12 protein-coding genes are annotated in these 17060 nt (G+C 52.7%); 8 read left to right on the plus strand and 4 right to left on the minus strand.

The annotated features are described in order from the left end of the window. Nucleotides 1-94 precede the first annotated feature (94 nt). The 7 genes from BUB30_RS03525 to BUB30_RS03555 all read left to right on the plus strand — a co-directional run bounded on the left by BUB30_RS03525 (nucleotide 95) and on the right by BUB30_RS03555 (nucleotide 9802). Nucleotides 95-1252, plus strand: coding sequence for a BamA/TamA family outer membrane protein (locus tag BUB30_RS03525; protein WP_073131108.1), 1158 nt, complete (start codon nucleotides 95-97; stop codon nucleotides 1250-1252). A 63-nt stretch (nucleotides 1253-1315) separates the two neighbouring features. Then, nucleotides 1316-1846, plus strand: coding sequence for a PepSY-like domain-containing protein (locus BUB30_RS03530; RefSeq protein WP_073131110.1), 531 nt, complete (start codon nucleotides 1316-1318; stop codon nucleotides 1844-1846). A gap of 268 nt (nucleotides 1847-2114) precedes the next feature. Beyond that, a complete protein-coding gene (locus BUB30_RS03535) occupies nucleotides 2115-4469 on the plus strand; it encodes an arylsulfatase (protein ID WP_073131112.1) in 2355 nt (784 codons plus the stop codon). A 61-nt stretch (nucleotides 4470-4530) separates the two neighbouring features. Then, nucleotides 4531-6024 carry a DUF1254 domain-containing protein gene (locus BUB30_RS03540; RefSeq protein ID WP_073131114.1) on the plus strand — a complete coding sequence of 498 codons (1494 nt, stop codon included), beginning with the start codon at nucleotides 4531-4533 and terminating at the stop codon, nucleotides 6022-6024. A 93-nt stretch (nucleotides 6025-6117) separates the two neighbouring features. After that, on the plus strand, nucleotides 6118-7116 hold the full coding sequence (locus tag BUB30_RS03545) for an HAD family hydrolase (protein ID WP_073131115.1): 999 nt from the start codon (nucleotides 6118-6120) through the stop codon (nucleotides 7114-7116). Nucleotides 7117-7224: 108 nt separating this feature from the next. Beyond that, nucleotides 7225-7944, plus strand: a complete 720-nt coding sequence (locus tag BUB30_RS03550; protein ID WP_073131116.1) for a DUF2490 domain-containing protein — start codon at nucleotides 7225-7227, stop codon at nucleotides 7942-7944. Between the two features lie 181 nt (nucleotides 7945-8125). Beyond that, entirely contained in the window at nucleotides 8126-9802 is a 1677-nt protein-coding gene (locus BUB30_RS03555; protein ID WP_084137882.1) for an arylsulfatase, read from the plus strand. An 81-nt stretch (nucleotides 9803-9883) separates the two neighbouring features. Here BUB30_RS03555 and BUB30_RS03560 read toward each other — a convergent pair whose 3' ends face one another. The 4 genes from BUB30_RS03560 to BUB30_RS03575 form a co-directional block, all read right to left on the minus strand. Beyond that, on the minus strand, nucleotides 9884-13135 hold the full coding sequence (locus BUB30_RS03560; RefSeq protein ID WP_073131118.1) for a TonB-dependent receptor: 3252 nt from the start codon (nucleotides 13133-13135) through the stop codon (nucleotides 9884-9886). 80 nt (nucleotides 13136-13215) lie between these two features. Then, a complete protein-coding gene (locus tag BUB30_RS03565) occupies nucleotides 13216-13497 on the minus strand; it encodes a hypothetical protein (protein WP_073131120.1) in 282 nt (93 codons plus the stop codon). A gap of 191 nt (nucleotides 13498-13688) precedes the next feature. After that, a complete protein-coding gene (locus BUB30_RS03570) occupies nucleotides 13689-14162 on the minus strand; it encodes a Clp protease N-terminal domain-containing protein (RefSeq protein WP_073131122.1) in 474 nt (157 codons plus the stop codon). 15 nt (nucleotides 14163-14177) lie between these two features. Continuing rightward, on the minus strand, nucleotides 14178-14639 hold the full coding sequence (locus BUB30_RS03575; RefSeq protein ID WP_073131124.1) for a hypothetical protein: 462 nt from the start codon (nucleotides 14637-14639) through the stop codon (nucleotides 14178-14180). Between the two features lie 1125 nt (nucleotides 14640-15764). Between BUB30_RS03575 and BUB30_RS03585 the strand changes: the two genes are divergently transcribed. Continuing rightward, on the plus strand, nucleotides 15765-17045 hold the full coding sequence (locus tag BUB30_RS03585) for a Gfo/Idh/MocA family oxidoreductase (RefSeq protein ID WP_073131126.1): 1281 nt from the start codon (nucleotides 15765-15767) through the stop codon (nucleotides 17043-17045). Nucleotides 17046-17060 lie beyond the last annotated feature (15 nt).

Consider the following 17060-nt stretch of genomic DNA (forward strand, 5'->3'; position numbering starts at 1 on the left):
TTCATAGTAGTTAAGGTAGGGAGGGGCGGAAGCGGGACCTGGAGTTACCGCTCTCCGCTCCGACCTTTCTTTTTTTTCAAACGATCCCCTCGAAATGAAATCGCCTTATACGTTTGTCATGTTGATCTGCTGCTTCTTTATTGCCGTGCGTGGCCAATCACAGTCAAAGAAATTCGACATGAACGTATTTCGCGACTCTTTAGACGGGGCGTTGGACTTTAGCGAGTTTCTCATCAAAATGCGCGGCTTTGTGCCCGTGCCCATCATCGTCACCGAGCCGGCACTAGGTGGGTTTGGGCTGGGCGTTGCACCGGTGTTTTTGAAAAAGCGCCCACCCCTGGTGGACACGCTGGCTACGCGCATCAAAATAACACCGACGGCGCCCGACATGACCGGTGGCGCGGCATTTTACACCCTGAACAAGACCTGGGGTCTGCTTGCCTTCCAGTCTGGCACCTGGTTGAAGGCGCGAAGTAAATACCGCATCGCCGGCGGTTTTGCCAACGTGAACCTTTCGTTCTATCGCACCCTCAACAACACCGAACAACAATTCCGTTTCAACCTGAAGAGCTTCCCCTTTATGGGCTACCTGCTCAAGGGCATCCGGGGAACCAACTGGAGCGCCGGGCTGCAGTATATGCTGCTTCACACCAAACTGAAGACCGACTCCGAATCACTTCCTGCGTTTGTGACCGACAAAGAAGTGACCAGCATCGTGAGCATGCCCAGCGCGGTGATCGAATACGACAACCGCGACAATATTCTGACACCCAACAAAGGTCTGCGCTGGCGCACCAGCGTGGGATGGTCTGACCATGCTTTTGGCAGCGACTACGACTATGTGAAGCTCACCAGTTATGTAAACTACTACTACCCGGTACTGAAAAACCTGATCGGCGGGTTCCGTTGGGAGATGCAGGAAGTTTTTAACGAGCCGCCCTTCTACTTGCTGCCCTTCATCGACTTGCGGGGCATACCCATGGCCCGCTACCAGGGCAACATCTTTTCGCTGGTGGAGACCGAATGGCGATGGGATTTCGTGCGGCGCTGGAGCGTTGTGGGATTTGTTGGCACCGGCAAGGCCTACGACACCTGGAGCGCCTTTGGCGAAGCCGATTGGGAGACGAGCGGCGGCGCCGGATTTCGTTATCTCATCGCCCGAAAATTCAAATTGCGCTGTGGTATGGACCTCGCGCGCGGGCCGGAGCAGTGGGCGTATTACATCGTGTTTGGCAGCTCGTGGTTCCGGTAGTGACCAAAAGAAAATAACCATGACACATAACCCTATACATTTTTATCCTCTAAAAACAATCCTATGAAAAAGCTCATCGTAACATGTTTGGCTGCGCTATGCATCCTGGGTTCGTATGCGCAGGAAAAAGTTTTGAAAGAAATGGACGCCGTGAAAATTTCGAAGACGGACGCGCCTGGCCCGGTCGTGAAGCAGGCAGAAATAGATTTCCCCGGTGCCAGTCCCTTCCAGTATTATGCCGTGGGCGACACCATGCTGTCTAAAGACTGGCAAATAACGGAAGAACAGAACTTCTCGAAGGGCGAGAAAATAAATCACTACAGCGTAGAAATGCGCGGAAAGGATTCCTACTATCATGCGCTCTACGATGCGAATGGAAAACTACTGATGTCGCGCAAGGAAGAAAAGAACGTGGCGTTGCCCAAGGCGATCATGACCGCCTATGAAAACGGGCCCTACAGAGGCATCCCGCTCAAAAAAGACAAGCACTACAAGATCACGGATCACGGTAAGAAGAAAAATTATTATGAGGTATACCTGACCAACGGAAAAAAACTGATGTATAACGTCGATGGCACGTTGATCAAAAAATAAAAACAGCCAATTGCAAAAAAACACCCGATCCCTGAGCAGAGATGATTTCACCCAAAGCGCAAAAGGGCATGCCGAATAACGGCCGCTTTGCGCTTTTGCGACGACCCAATCCAAGCAATATGAAAATTTACCCCTCTGAAGAGGATGCAAAAAAAGGCCAACCATCCACTGGCCAACATCAAGGCGCTCAACCTTCAGCATTATTATATCCCCACGCTTCACGACGACCCAAATCTGAAGCCAATACGCCCTCTTATTTCACTGAACTATGAAAACCAAAAGCATCGCATTGACCCTTGTGATTTTCTTTGGCGGAAGCCTCGGACTTGCCACGATGGCGCAGGAAAAAAACAGCACGCCGGCCATTCTGCCGCGGCCTGATTTTCATTTTCCCGGCAGCATTGGCCGCACCTACCTGGAATCCGATCCCCCGCAGTTTCCCCAACCCGTGGCAGCACCAAAGGGAGCGCCCAACGTGTTGCTGATCCTCATCGACGACACGGGCTTCGGACAGTTCAGCACGTTCGGCGGCGGCGTGCCTTCGCCTACTATGGATAAACTAGCCGCCGATGGTTTGCGCTACAATCGCTTTCACACCACCGCGCTTTGCTCGCCCACACGCGCTGCGCTCATCACCGGTCGCAACCACCACTCCGTTTCGTTTGCCGGCATTACGGAGGCGGCTTCGGGCTATGACGGCTACACGTGCATCATGCCAAAGAATGCCGGCACGGTGGCCGAAGTACTCCGTCAGAACGGCTACATGACGGCGTGGATCGGCAAGAACCACAACACGCCCACGTGGGAAACCAGCGCCGCCGGCCCCTTCGACCGATGGCCCAGCGGCCTGGGATTCGACTACTTCTATGGCTTCAACGCCGGCGACATGAACCACTGGAATCCCGTGCTGTTTGAAAATCACAACCTGGTTCCCGCGTCGAAAGACCCACAATATCACCTGACGACCGACCTGGCCGATCACGCCATCCGCTGGATGCACGAGATGAAGAGCATTGCGCCTGACAAACCGTTCTTCCTCTATGTGGCCCCTGGCGCCACGCACGCACCCCACCATGCGCCGAAAGCGTGGATCGATAAATTCAAGGGCAAATTTGATGGTGGCTGGGATGTGTATCGCGAAGAAACCTTTGCGCGGCAGAAGAAACTCGGCGTGGTGCCGCAAGACGCAAAGCTCACCGTGCGCTCCGAAGGTCTGCCCGCGTGGGAGTCGCTGAATGCGGATCAAAAGCGATTGTATGCCCACATGATGGAAGTGTTCGCCGCCTTTGGCGCGCACTGCGATTATGAGATGGGACGCATCGTGGATGCCGTGAAGCAATTGCCCGACGCCGACAACACGCTCATCATCTACATTGCCGGCGACAACGGCGCCAGTGCGGAAGGCGGCCTGGAAGGTTCGCTCAATGAAAATATTTTCTTTAACGGCTTCCCGGAAAAATGGCAGGACAACCTGAAAGTAATTGACGAACTGGGTGGCCCAAAACATTTCAATCACTTTCCCAGCGCATGGGCACACGCTATGAACACGCCGTTCCAATGGACCAAACAAGTGGCCAGCCACTTCGGTGGTACACGCAATCCCCTGATCATCTCGTGGCCCGCCAAGATCAAAGAACACGGCGGTCTGCGAAGCCAGTTCATTCACACTATCGACATTACGCCCACCATCTACGAAGCCTGCGGTATTACACAACCCACGGTGTTGAATGGCATCCCGCAAAAGCCGATAGAAGGCACCAGCTTCCTCGACACATTCACCGATGCCAAAGCCGAAGGCCATCGCAAGACGCAATATTTTGAACTGGGTGTGAACCGTGGCTTGTATGCCGACGGCTGGATGGCCTCCGCGATCTCCTTTCCGCCGTGGCAGCCCGTGCGCGACAAGTTCGATCCCGACAAACAGAAATGGGAACTCTACCATATCGACGAAGATTTCACCCAGGCGAACGACCTGGCTGCGCAAAATCCTGAAAAGCTCCGCCAGCTGCAAGACCTCTGGTGGGTCGAGGCCGCTCGCTACAACGTGTTGCCGCTGGATTGGCGTGGAGCAAACCCCCGGTTCAACGCCGAGCTGATGGGACGCCCCAGTCTGATGGGCCACCGAAAGATGATGACCTATTACGCGGGCACGATCGGCCTACCCGACGCAGCCTCCCCCAACATGATCAACAAATCGTGGACCATCACCGCTGATATTGTCGTGCCCGAAAAAAATGCCAGCGGCATGGTGGTGACACACGGCGGGTTGGAAGGGGGCTATGGTCTGTACCTCGTCAACGGCAAAGTAACTTTTGTCTATAACTACCTGGCTATCCAACGCTACCCGTTCACATCGAAAGAAGTATTGCCCAAAGGCAAAGTAAAACTGGTGGTGGACTTTGCGTATGACGGTGGCGGACAAGGCAAAGGGGGAAAGATCACGCTGACGGCCAACGGCAAAAAAATCGGCGAAGGGCGGCTGGAAAAAACAGTGCCTGTTCAGTTCTCGATCGGCGAAGGGTTGGATGTCGGAATGGATGTGGGCTCGGCTGTGGATTTCAGCTACAAGCTTCCCTTCGCGTTCACCGGAACGGTGGAGAAGGTGACGGTTGAGTTGAAATGAAAAACAGCGGAGGGTTACGGGCCAGCCCACAAGAAAATGAAACAAAAGGAATCCCTATACTATGAAAAATAAGTTTCTGATGGTCGCATCGCTCGTCATGTTGACGGCTTGTACTAAATCGCCTTCCGGCGAAACTGGCAACGCAGACTCGACCAAGACGCCTTCAGCAGCGGATGCAACCGATTATGAATTTAAAGGAGGCTATCCCACAGCTCAAACGATAGAAAAGGCCTATGACGCCATCGATCTGAACCGCGCCATATCCGCCTACCGGATCTTTTATCCGACGGTTTCAGGTGCCGCGATGTTCAAGGGCAATGCGAAGATCGGTGTGCTTCCCAACAAGGCGTTTGGTACGCTCGATACACAACCGAAACACATCGGCTATACCCTCAACTCCGACACACCGTATGCGCCGCTGTTGCTCGACCTCAGCAACGGCCCAATGGTTGTAGAGATGCCGGCAGGCCCATTGATCTGCGTGGCGATGGACCTGAACCAGCGATGGGTTGCTGACATGGGAATTCCAGGACCGGACGCAGGGAAGGGAGGTAAACACTTGTTGCTGCCACCGGGATACAAAGACAAAATTCCAACGGGCTATCACGTCTGGCATGCTACTTCCTACCGCATGCTTGTCGGTGCCCGGTCGCTGCCTGTGAACGGAGACGTGGCCGCTGCAATAGAACGCCTCAAAACCGTGAAGGTGCATCCGCTGTACGCGACCGCAGGGTGGACAGCGCCAACATGGGCAGACCTGACCCCCGGTCCGCAAGACACAACGCCGCTGGCCTGGGAAGGAAATTTTCAATACTGGCAAGCGCTTGCCGAGGTGGTTGAGAAGGAACCGGCCTACTTAGGTTATGCCGACCACTACGGCGATCTCGCTGCGCTAGGCATCGAGAAAGGCAAGCCTTTCGCTCCGGATGCGCGCATGAAAGGAATCCTGGAGAAGGCAGCGAAGATCGCCAACGCGCAAATGCGAGTGGAATCCATGGCCGACCGCCGGCCCGACCGCATCGTGTGGACCGATCGCCAGTGGGAATGGGCAGCGTTGCGTTTTGAAGACGGCGACTTCAACGCCGCCAACTATGCCGACACCTATGCACGCGACAAATGGTTCTTCCAGGCCATCGGCGCTTCGCCCGCCATGTTCCGGCGCAACGCCGGCGCTGGCTCGTTGTACTGGCTCGGACTGCGCGACAACACCGGTGCCTATGTAGACGGTGCAAAAACGTATAGGCTCACCGTGCCCAACCCCGTACCCGGAAAATTATTCTGGTCTGTAACCGTATACGACGCCGAAACGCGGAGCCAGGTGCAAACCGATCAGGGAAAGGCCGCCCTTCGTTCCATGTTTGAACTCAAAGACATTATAGAGGGCGCAACATCGGTCGACCTGTTCTTCGGACCCAGCGCTCCCGCCGGCAAAGAAGGCCAATGGATCAAGACCATTCCCGGCAAGGGATGGTTTATATACTTCCGCATATACGGTCCCGAACAATCCGCCTTCGATGGGCAATGGAAACCGGGGGACCTGGAAGAGGTGAAATAAGCAGGTCCGCCGTCACAGAGCAAAGTGGGTGACAATTCTGACGATGGCAGCCTTTCGAATTTGGTGGACTCTAATTTCTAAAACGCAAAGCGTATGAAAAGAAATCTACTCGTCGTCATCCTCCTGCTCTCGGTCGCAACATCCTGTCGTAAGGCCGATGGTGAAAAGACGGATGTGGCCGCCATAGTGGATACCGATCCGCTTCCCTCCTGGAACGACGGGGAAGTGAAGCGCGCCATTATCGACTATGTGAACCGGGTGACGAAAGACTCTTCCGTCGATTACATCCCCGCCGAGGATCGGATCGCCACCTTCGACAACGACGGCACCTTGTGGGCGGAGCGACCCTATGTGCAGGAGCTTTTTGCTTTCTATCAAGCCAAACAAATGGTGGCCAAACAACCTGCGCTGGCAAAGAAGCAACCCTTCAAGGCCATGGTGGAAGGCGACAAAGCCTTTTTTGCCAAGGGTGGCGACAAGGCGCTCATCGCAGCCGTCGGTGCCACCCATACCGGAATGAGCGAAGATGAATTCGAGGCCAGTTCCAAAACATTTTTCGCGTCGGCCACCTACCCCGGGAAAAATGTGCCTTTAAAACAGATCCGCTATCTGCCACAGTTGGAGCTGTTGGATTTCCTGCGCGTACACGGATTCAAAATTTATATCTGCACCGGCGGCACGGTCGAACTGGTGCGGAGCATGGCGCGGGATTTCTATGGCATCCCACCGGAACAGATCATCGGCACTTCGTTCAAATATGTTTACGCCGACAGTTCACGCAAGATCTACCGCGAACCCGCACTGAATCATTTCAACGACAAAGAAGGGAAGCCGGTAGGCATCCAGCTGGCCATCGGGAAACATCCGGTATTGGCCTGTGGCAACGAAGGTGGTAAGGGCGACATTGCCATGTTGGCGTTTAGCCAGGCCGGCAAATATCCTTCACTTCAATTGCTGGTGAACCACGACGATGGCGCCCGTGAATTTGAATATAGCGAGCCGGACTCCGCCTCGCTCAAAGCGGCTAACAAAAATCACTGGCGCATCATCAGCATCAAAAATGACTGGAAAGAAGTTTTTCCAAAACCCTAGCGATCTCATACCGGTCATGAGCAAGATTGGAAAACCGGCAGACCAGACGCTATCCGTGAACGAGGGATGAGCAACAAGAAAAGATGTACGCAAACGCATATGCTTCGCATGATCGTCATAGCCACCAGCATCACGGCGACCTTCCAGGCCGTGGCCCAGGAGGATGTGCCTCAAAATTTTTGCGTCTGGCCTGGGTTCGAGGTATTCATGCCCTTCCGGGAAGACAGTCGCTGGGGATTGTTTGCAGAAGGATATGTGAAGCGCGTCAATTTTCTAAAGGATCCACAAAGTCTCTTCTTGCGTCTCGGGGGAACCTACTATTTGAAAAATGGCAACCGCATTACGGGGGGCGTCGCCTGGCAATACAACTATCCCTATGACGCGGTAGCCCTGCCCTACTCCTGGCCCGATTCGCGAATCTGGCAACAGTATATGATCCGTCGTGCATCATTAAAGAACAAAGAACATTTGTGGGTTCACCGGTTCCGGTTGGAAGAGCGCTGGTTGGCCAGAAAAAATGACCCTGCCGAGGACGGCTATGACTCCTACAAGTTTGAAACCACGTTCCGCTACATGTTGCGCAGCCAGTGGTATATCAGGCCAAGGGTTGGGTTGGCCGTTTATGAAGAGGTGCACCTGCGGGTCTACTCGGAAGAACGCGACGAAAAGATCTTTGACCAAAACCGGATCTATGCCGGGCTCATCTATGCCCTCGACAAAGACCGGCTGTGGCGCATAGAGACCGGCTACATGTTTCTGTCATGTGGAATGCGCCCGAGAACGAGCCCGGCCGGCAACGCATCAATCACACGTGGCGCATTACGCTGACCGGCGACGTGCCGCTGAGAAAAAAATGAGCACTCCGTACATCGTTAGCCCTTCACGGTGTTTAACGGTGTTTAACTATCATTTAAGACAACCGAAGTGTAACTAGCCAACGGTGATGAGAGGCCTTTAGGCGTCACGCTACCGGATTTCAAAACCACTGTACAACGTAACCCCTATCATCATGAAAGTATCGTACAGCACAAAACTATTTTCACTGCTCACCATCGTCGTGAGCCTCACGGCGTCTGTTTCACAGGCGCAGCAAAAGCCGAACATCCTCATCCTGTGGGGTGATGACATCGGCATCAGCAACATCAGTGCCTACAGCGACGGCCTGATGGGCTATACCACGCCGAACATCGATCGCATCGGCAACGAGGGTATTCGTTTTCTGCACTACTATGGCGAGCAAAGCTGCACAGCCGGCCGCGCCGCATTTCTCACGGGGCAGCATGGCCTTCGCACGGGTCTCACCAAGGTGGGTTTTCCGGGGGCCCCCATGGGCATGAGCCAGTTGGATCCCTCCGTCGGGGGTCTTCTCAAACAACTCGGCTATGCTACCGGTCAATTTGGGAAGAACCATGTGGGCGATCGCAACGAAAGCCTGCCCACCGTAAACGGCTTTGACGAATTCTTTGGCAACCTCTATCACCTCAACGCCGAAGAGGAACCCGAACTGCCAGACTATCCGAAAGACCCCGCCTACTTGGCCAAGTATGGTCCGCGTGGCGTCTTAAAATGCAAGGCCACAGACCGCGACGATCCCGCCATCCCCGATGCACGCTTTGGCAAGATCGGCAAACAAACCATCGAGGACAGCGGCCCACTCACCAAGAAGCGCATGGAAACCATCGACGATGAAACGTCGGCGGCGGCCATCGATTTTATGAAGCGGATGCACTCGGCTAATAAACCCTTCTTCTGCTGGTTCAACGCCACACGCATGCACATGCGCACCCACGTACGCGCCGAACACCGCGGACGATACAAACACGGCGACAGCGAATACGTCGACGGCATGATCGAGCACGATGAAACCATCGGCACATTACTCAAAGCACTGGACGACATGGGAATCGCCAACAACACGCTCGTCGTCTACTCATCCGACAACGGCCCGCACATGAACACGTGGCCCGACGGCGCCATGACGGCTTTCCGCAGTGAAAAGAATACAAACTGGGAAGGCGCCTTCCGCGTGCCCTGCCTCGTGCGCTGGCCTGGCGTGGTCAAACCCGGTACGGTAACCGACGAACTGATGAGTCACAACGATTGGATCCCCACCCTCTGCGCCATCGCCGGCGAGCCGGACATCATTAATAAATGTCTGAAAGGCTATGTGGCCAACGGCAAGACCTACAAAGTGCACCTCGACGGGTTCGATCAATCCACGTTTCTCAAAACCGTGAGCGGCACCGTCGGCACGTCTTCCGTGAAGAGCGCTCGCAATAACTTCTTCTATGCCGATGATGATGGCCTGCTGGTCGCCATGCGGGAAGGCGATTACAAATACGTTTTCGCAGAACAACGCCTGCAGGGCACCATGGGGTTGTGGGCAGAGCCCTTCACAAAACTTCGTCTCCAGAAGGTCTATAACCTCTTTCAGGATCCCTACGAGCGAGCCGACATCACATCGAACACCTATTGGGATTGGCTTATTAACCAGGTTGGGGCGATCTACGGCGTAATGGACGACGTCTTCAAATTTGCCGCCACCTTCAAAGAATATCCACTACGCTCGATCCCGCCCAGTTTCAACCCGACAACGATCTTAGAAGGCGTTCTCGATGAGATCAAGGAGGAAAGACGAGCGGCGGCCATGTCTCAAAAAACAGAAGCACAGAAAAAGAAGAAATGACCCTTCACCTTCCGCAGAAAGCAAAAACCCATCGTCACAAACAACATGACGATGGGTTTTGATTTTAAACAGTGGGTCTCTCTAGAAGCTGTATCGCACGCCCAATTGTCCTTGCCAGCGCGAGCTGAACTGGTCGATCGAATACGATGACGTGGGCCGTGTAAAAGTATAAGTAGGTTGCGCAGTGGAGTTGTTGGCGCGGGTCACGCGAAGTCCCATGTCGACAGAAGAGTTCTGCGTGTTGGGCGTGAAGTACACCGTTCCCCAGCTCTTGTTGAGCATGTTGGAGAAGTTGATCACGTCAAAGGTGATCTGCAGGGTGTGTGTCTTCTCTCCTACCTTGAGGTTGATGTCTTGCATGAGGCGAAGATCCAACAGGTTGTTCCAGGGTGTGCGCGCCGCGTTGCGTTCGGTGAATTCTCCTTTGTGTTTGCTCAGGTAAGGATCTTTGTTGATAAAGTCGGCAAGGTCGGCATATTGTTGCGCGGCCGTCGTGGTCGTACCATCGGCGTTCTTTCTGTCCACCAGGTTGATCTGGTCTGCGGAAGCAGGAATGAACATCAGGTCGATCTGTTGACCCGAGCGGGTCAGGTTGCTGTTGGCCGTGTTCACCCAGGTGAACGGCGAGCCGGATTGATTGGTCGAGATCAACGAGATGTAGGAAGTCAATTTTTCATTCCAGGCTTTTCTGTATTGCACCGTAGCCACGATCCGGTGACGGATATCAAAGTTGGAATAGGTCAACGCAGGGTTGTTGGGATTCAACGCCTGGTTCAACTGCCATCCCGATTCAGGCGAATTGCGGATACCGTTCAGGATGTCTTTCGACTGTCCGTACGTATACGCTGCCATAAAGCCCAGGCCGAAGGCATATTGTTTCGAGAGTTGGGCGGTCAGTGAATAGCGGGAGCCTTTGTTCGTGTTCGTGATCAGGTACACGCTGGAGAAAGCATTGCTAACCCGGTTGCCCGTAGCGCCACCCGACAAATACAGGGGCTGTTGCTGACCCACATCCGTCGCAGCATAATATACAGAGTCTTTCAGGTTGATCTGTTTGATCTGCACATCCTTGATGGTTTTGGTGTAGAGGCCTTCGAGGGTCAGCTTATAACCATCGCCCAACACAAAGTCCACCGCCAGGTTGCTTCTCCACATTCTGGGCATTTGGAAATTCTTGTCGATGAGGTCCAACTCGTTCCGGTTTGCCGAGCCATTGGCCGCCGCAAAGTTTTTGAATTGGGTGGGATCTGTAGGGATCGGTGTGCCGGCTTTCGGAGGGTTCAAATCCATGGCGGCGTAAGTTTTGCCATCGTTCACGTATGCATAACCCAACCAGGCGAAGGGTATACGGCCAGTGAACAATCCGCTACCGCCACGCAGCACCAGCGATTTGTCACCTTTCACATCATAGTTAAAGCCTACACGGGGTGACACATATACCTGTCCGAAGAACTTATTGGTGTTTGAAGCCACCGGATGGTCGTAGGTATAGGTTGTTCCATAATTGGCGGGAGGATTGGGGAAAAGGGCGTGCGAATCGGCCGGAGGTGTGCTGGGCATCACCGTCATGTCGGCACGCAGTCCGTAGGTCAACACCAATTTAGAATTCACGGCCAGTTCATCTTGCACATAAAGGCTGTTCAGCGAGATATTGAATTTCGCCGGAGAGTTGGCCAGGTTGTTTGCCAGGCTGTTGTCGCCGGGGTTGTAGATGGCGCGCATCCGCGAAGGTTTGTCGGCCAGGAAGTCGGCTAAGCTGGCGTAGTCGAACCGTCCGTTGTAGGAGTTGATGAACGTATAGTCGATCTTATAAAATTCATTGTGCGTTCCGAACGTGAACGAGTGATTGCCGGTGAACCAACGGAAGTTGTCCGTCACTTCAAAGGTCTTCTGATGCATGTTGAAGACGGCGGCTTCGCGGTTTGTTCCAATCAGGGCGTGGCCGCTGCCAATGCCGTTGATTTGAATCTGAGGGAAAAGTGAACCGTTTGGATTGCGGCTGTCGGTGATGTCGGTGTAGCCCAGGATCAAGCTGTTGCTGGTGGCGTTGCCAAAGCGGCTTTTCAATTCGGCCACGGTGCTGATGTTGTGGTTCTTCTGAACGAAGTCGTAGTTACCAAATTGAAATTCGGTCGTAGAACGCTCCAGGTTGCTGGCTTCGGAAATAACCGAGTTGTTGCGGATGGCCAGTGAGTGGTTCTTGTTGATGATCCAGTCGAGGCGGTTGAAGAATTTTACGCTTTTGGAATAGATGTTATAGTCCTGCGTTGCGCCGGGATCGTAGCCACCGGTAGGATTGTAAGTCGAAACCGGAAGCGTGTTCAGTTTATTGACGATCTGGTTAGCAATGTCCGTGGTCATGAAATAGTTGGGTGCACCGGCGGGGAAGAACAACGGAATCTGGCTGCGGGTGATTTCTTCGTTCGTAAACCAAAACAATTTGTCTTTCACCAACGGAAATCCAACGCGGAAACCGGTCTGGTAATCGTGATAGGCACTGCTGATAGAGCCGTCGCCCAATTTATCGGAACCTTTGTATTTTCCGGTGATGGCCGAATTTCTTCCAAAGCCGTACACGGAGCCCGTCACGTTGTTGCTACCGCTGCGCGATACGGCGTTGATGCTTCCACCCGTGAAGTTACCGAGCGTAACATCATAGGGAGCCAATTGCACTTGCACTTCCTGGATGGCGTCGAGGCTGAACGAATTGGTACGCGTGCTGCTGCCGGGCTGGTTGGCCGTGCCGCTCACGCCGCCTAATGAAGGGCTAAAGCCGATGGCGTCGTTGTTGATGGCGCCGTCGAGGGTGATGTTGTTGTAGCGGAAGTTCGTGCCGGCAAATGAGTTGTTGCTGGCCTGGGGTGTGAGGCGTGTAAAATCCGAAAAGCTGCGGCTCAGCGTAGGCAGCGATTGGATCTGTTCTTTGCTCACACTATTGCTGGCGCCGGTTTTGTTGAGGTCCAGGATGTTTCCGGCAATCACCTGAACTTCCTGTAACTGGGTGGACTCTTCTTTCAATTGAAAGTCAAGCTTCAGGGTTTCGCCAAGTTTAAGGGTGATGTCCGAAAGTTTTTCTACCTGATAGCCTACAAAAGTAACGGTGGCTTCATAGGGTCCGCCCGGGTTCAGGTTGCGCAGCGCATAGCGTCCGTCAACGTTGGTGGCTACGCCATACACCGTGTTGGTGGGCTTGTACACCAGCTGAATCGTTGCTCCCGGAAGATCGTCGCCCTTGGCGTCGGTGATCTTGCCGCTGACCGAACTGGTGGTCACCTGGGCGTGGATCAGGAAAGGAATGGATAAAAATAAACAAATCGATAGTATCGTTTTCATAGAAGACGTATTTGAACTAGAACAATAAGCTTTTATAAAGTCGTCTGCAGGAACGTGCAGGAATTCAGATCATGTGAATCTTACGCATCGGAGTTCACGGCTACCTCGGCCGGCGTCGTGGTGTAACTCCAAAGCTCAGTATGCTGGTCGTTTAACTTCGGTTGACAAACCTTGCCGGTGTTGATGCGCATCGTCCGTGCCCAAGGTCTTTTCGCCATCTGGACAGAGACCTCGTGTGACATTTCCAGTGCCACATCTGAAAATTCGATCTCATCCTCTTCGGCACGCTGCTTAAAATCTGCGTTCAGCACACTGGCGTCTACGGCAACGAAGATGATCAGGGCGAACAAGAATGCTTTCATCTTTTCAGAATCTACGATACAAAGGTCTCAAAAAAATTGAGGGGCGATTGATAATTGGTGTTGCTAAATCATTAAACCGGAAACAGGGACTTAACATTAAGGAAACATTAGATCGGCCTCATTTCGGCGCAGTGGGAGGCAGCAATCACTTTTGCGGGAGCTTTATGAGGGTAGCTGGGCCGTTTCTTATATCAGAACCATTTTGTAAAGAATCCTTTTTTTGCTTTTAAAAAGCCTGAACTAACCTGGTGTTCGATTTCTTTTCTTGTGCCCTCTATCATGTTTTGCTTTTCAAATTCCTGGTACACTAAATTCGAAGGGTCCCTTAAAATCGAAAGTAGCATATGGTGAGGCTCCACCAACTCCTGTTTTAATAGCTTTGCTTCTAAAGGCGCAATTTTCATAATCTTTTCAGATGACTTTGAAAGTCTTATGGTTTTGCCCTCTTTATGCCCTCCTCGTTCATGGTGGTTCTTTGTAAGGGTACTGACCATGTCCTCGATATCCATCCCAACGTTAAGCAAGGCCTTTCTCGTTTGATCATCTATCTTGACAATGCCTAGGAATAAATGCCCAGGAGTGACCTCGGCGGATTCTGCCCTTATGGCTTCTTTATGTGCGTGAAGTATTACTTCTTCGGATCGCTTTGAAAAATCAAAATCCATGTCGAGCGCAGTTTTTTAGGTGTCATATTCACCGTCCCATGGCCAACGAAAGGAAATCGTCGAACTGGGTTCTAAGTCCACGGTTCTAAACAGCCTGTTTGGCACGTGTCCAAAAACGTGTCCGTCAATGATCGTCTTGAAAGGCCTGACGATGATGTCGGTATAAGTCACATCTCCCAGTTCGCTTATCAACTCCTCAAGTTTCTTCCGGATTAAGGAGTCGTTCGTTTCAGAAGTCGTCCCTGCAAACCAATGCGTTGTTGTAAGGTAATTCCCGTCTTTATCAAAGATGTACAAAACAGCATACTCTCGTCTGACTTTTGTCCAGTCATCCGAAACGGGTACTCCTTTCGGAAAAACAAATGTCTCGTAACCAAAAAACTGCCGGCCGTCACTCGTCTTTCCAATGTAATGTGTGTGATAGTCCTCTTCTCTTTTGATTGGGATCTTTTTCGGTATTATGAACCAATTCAACATTTCTGTTTTTTTAAATTATGCCCAACGTTTTCGGCTAGCCATTGATTTTGAGAAACCAAACTAACAAACTTATCCGAACCGCGCAATGGGTGGATACCTTATAGAGGGCTCTGTCAAATGGTCGATCGGCTCCAAACTACGATGCCAACGCCCCGATTCTTGCCACGGCACTTCATCAACAAGCCGATATCACATCGCGCATTCCCCTACGCACGTTGCGAATATTTTCCGGACCGCGCGAAGGCTGGGTATAGCTGCAGGTTCACCGCTAACGATTTCCAACCTCTGTTTTAATACTTTGAAAGACCTCTCGCATTTGCTGTACTCGCTCCCGGCATTCGGAATCGTATTTACTCTCCGGCAGATCGAACCAGCTAATCTTTAACGGCCCCCCTGGCTCCGGCATAAAAAGTCTATTCCGCTCCGCACTAATCGACGGGCACAGCCATGCATCTGACATAAAAACATCCCGTATTCTCACCGCTACACTCCGGCCATCGGCAAGGGTTATCAAAAAGGTGCCCCCAAAAAATTCGCCCCTGACCTTTGACAATTCGCTCGCAATATTCTCATCGATATAAAGATCTATAGCCTTAGTCCTCGCCGTCGAATCAGGCCCTTGACCTATTGAATAGGAAGTGTCTTTTATTGACTCCACCTGATGCCCCTGGAAAGAGAACAAAACTGAATCCTGCTGACTTAAAAACTCAAACTTGCTTTGGGGGCTCGAACAACTTATCGTACACAGCACGAGGCAGATAACAGTCCATTTGAATTTCACCATTAAACATTGTTTGATTTCTGGAATCTAAGCAGAAGCACGCACAACCGATCTTCATTTTAGGTCAAACTTACAGCAAATGCTCCTATCGCACATGCCTCATCAGCGACGTACCCACATCGCGCATTCCCCTACGCACTTTGCGAATATTTTCCGGACCACGCGAAGGGCTCTTTTCCTGCTGACCGTTAGGTTTTTCCGTGTGCCTCCCGCACACCAAAATAATAGGGTCCAATTTCATCCATTGACCCAAAAAATGTTTTTAAAAAACTCGATTAATATACTTATTGCATACCAAGTCTTACAAGAATGTCTCAACAGAGGCACCTAACCTATACCAAGAAATGAAAAAGAAGAACGTCAGCTTAAAAGAAAGCTCCCGCAGAGACTTCCTGAAGAAATCGGCCCTGGCCCTGGGTGCTTTTGCCATCGTGCCCCGCCATGTACTGGGCAAAGGTTTTATCGCCCCCAGCGACACCCTCACCAAAGGCATCATCGGTGTGGGCGGCATGGGACGTGGCCACATTCCCTATGAAGGCACAAAAGTGATCGCCATGTGCGATGTGGATAAAATCCATTTGAAGGAGGGCATTGCCCTGGCCGGCGGAAATGTGCGAGGCTATTCCGATTTCAGAGAACTGATCGCCCAACCCGATATCGACGTGGTCCACATTGCCACCCCGCCCCATTGGCACGGCCTCATGTCGGTGATGGCGGCCCAGGCTGGCAAGGACGTGTGGTGCGAGAAACCCATGACCCGGACCATCGGCGAAGGAAAACGCGTGGTGGAAGCCATGGAGCAATACGGCCGCATGTTCAGGCTCAACACGTGGTTCCGTTTCAAAGACAACTTCTATGGCCTCGGCACCGAAGTGAAACCCCTGAAAAAGGCCGTGGACAGCGGCATTCTGGGCTGGCCCCTCAAAGTGACCATCAGCGGCGTGACCGGGTTCAACTGGAAATTCTATTGGGTCGGTAAAACCAACCTCGAACCCACACCCGTGCCCCAGGAACTGGACTACGATATGTGGCTGGGTCCTGCACAATACAAACCCTACAACCCCCACCGCGTGCACAGCACCTTTAGAGGCTACTGGGACTACGACGGCGGTGGACTCGGCGACATGGGACAACACTACATCGACCCCGTGCAATACTTCCTCGGCAAAGACAACACCAGCCCCATCCGCGTGGACGTGGACGCGCCCCAGCAACACGACGACGCCGTGGGAACCTGGAGAAGGATCGAGTTTACCTATGCCGACGGTTGCAAGATCATCCTCGACGGCGAAAACAAAGACACCTCCGTGCCCTACATCGAAGGCCCCAAAGGAAAGATCTACCGTGGCTTCCGGTCAGACATTCCCAACATCCTCAAAGTGATCGACACCTTGCCCGATCCCGAACCCCAGGTAGGCCTGTTTTCGGATGCCGTGAAGACCCGCAAGAAATTCGCCCTCAACGAATTGAACGGCCACCGCTCTGCCACCATCGTGAACATGGGCAAGATCGCCCTGCAATTGGGCCGGTCCCTGGACTTCGACCCGGTGAAACAGGAGTTCATCAACGATGAGGCGGCAAACCGCCTGATCCATCAGCCCATGCGCGGCGCCTGGAAAATCTAGTCATTACGTAAAGAA

The sequence above is a fragment of the Chryseolinea serpens genome (genome assembly GCF_900129725.1).
GTDB classification, from domain to species: domain Bacteria; phylum Bacteroidota; class Bacteroidia; order Cytophagales; family Cyclobacteriaceae; genus Chryseolinea; species Chryseolinea serpens.

What these genes read in the sequence shown, in the direction of transcription:
- BUB30_RS03525 (WP_073131108.1), top strand. Translation starts at nt 95, where the DNA reads ATGAAATCGCCTTATACGTTTGTCATGTTGATCTGCTGCTTCTTTATT.
- BUB30_RS03530 (WP_073131110.1), top strand. Translation starts at nt 1,316, where the DNA reads ATGAAAAAGCTCATCGTAACATGTTTGGCTGCGCTATGCATCCTGGGT.
- BUB30_RS03535 (WP_073131112.1), top strand. Translation starts at nt 2,115, where the DNA reads ATGAAAACCAAAAGCATCGCATTGACCCTTGTGATTTTCTTTGGCGGA.
- BUB30_RS03540 (WP_073131114.1), top strand. Translation starts at nt 4,531, where the DNA reads ATGAAAAATAAGTTTCTGATGGTCGCATCGCTCGTCATGTTGACGGCT.
- BUB30_RS03545 (WP_073131115.1), top strand. Translation starts at nt 6,118, where the DNA reads ATGAAAAGAAATCTACTCGTCGTCATCCTCCTGCTCTCGGTCGCAACA.
- BUB30_RS03550 (WP_073131116.1), top strand. Translation starts at nt 7,225, where the DNA reads ATGATCGTCATAGCCACCAGCATCACGGCGACCTTCCAGGCCGTGGCC.
- BUB30_RS03555 (WP_084137882.1), top strand. Translation starts at nt 8,126, where the DNA reads ATGAAAGTATCGTACAGCACAAAACTATTTTCACTGCTCACCATCGTC.
- BUB30_RS03560 (WP_073131118.1), bottom strand. Translation starts at nt 13,135, where the DNA reads ATGAAAACGATACTATCGATTTGTTTATTTTTATCCATTCCTTTCCTG.
- BUB30_RS03565 (WP_073131120.1), bottom strand. Translation starts at nt 13,497, where the DNA reads ATGAAAGCATTCTTGTTCGCCCTGATCATCTTCGTTGCCGTAGACGCC.
- BUB30_RS03570 (WP_073131122.1), bottom strand. Translation starts at nt 14,162, where the DNA reads ATGGATTTTGATTTTTCAAAGCGATCCGAAGAAGTAATACTTCACGCA.
- BUB30_RS03575 (WP_073131124.1), bottom strand. Translation starts at nt 14,639, where the DNA reads ATGTTGAATTGGTTCATAATACCGAAAAAGATCCCAATCAAAAGAGAA.
- BUB30_RS03585 (WP_073131126.1), top strand. Translation starts at nt 15,765, where the DNA reads ATGAAAAAGAAGAACGTCAGCTTAAAAGAAAGCTCCCGCAGAGACTTC.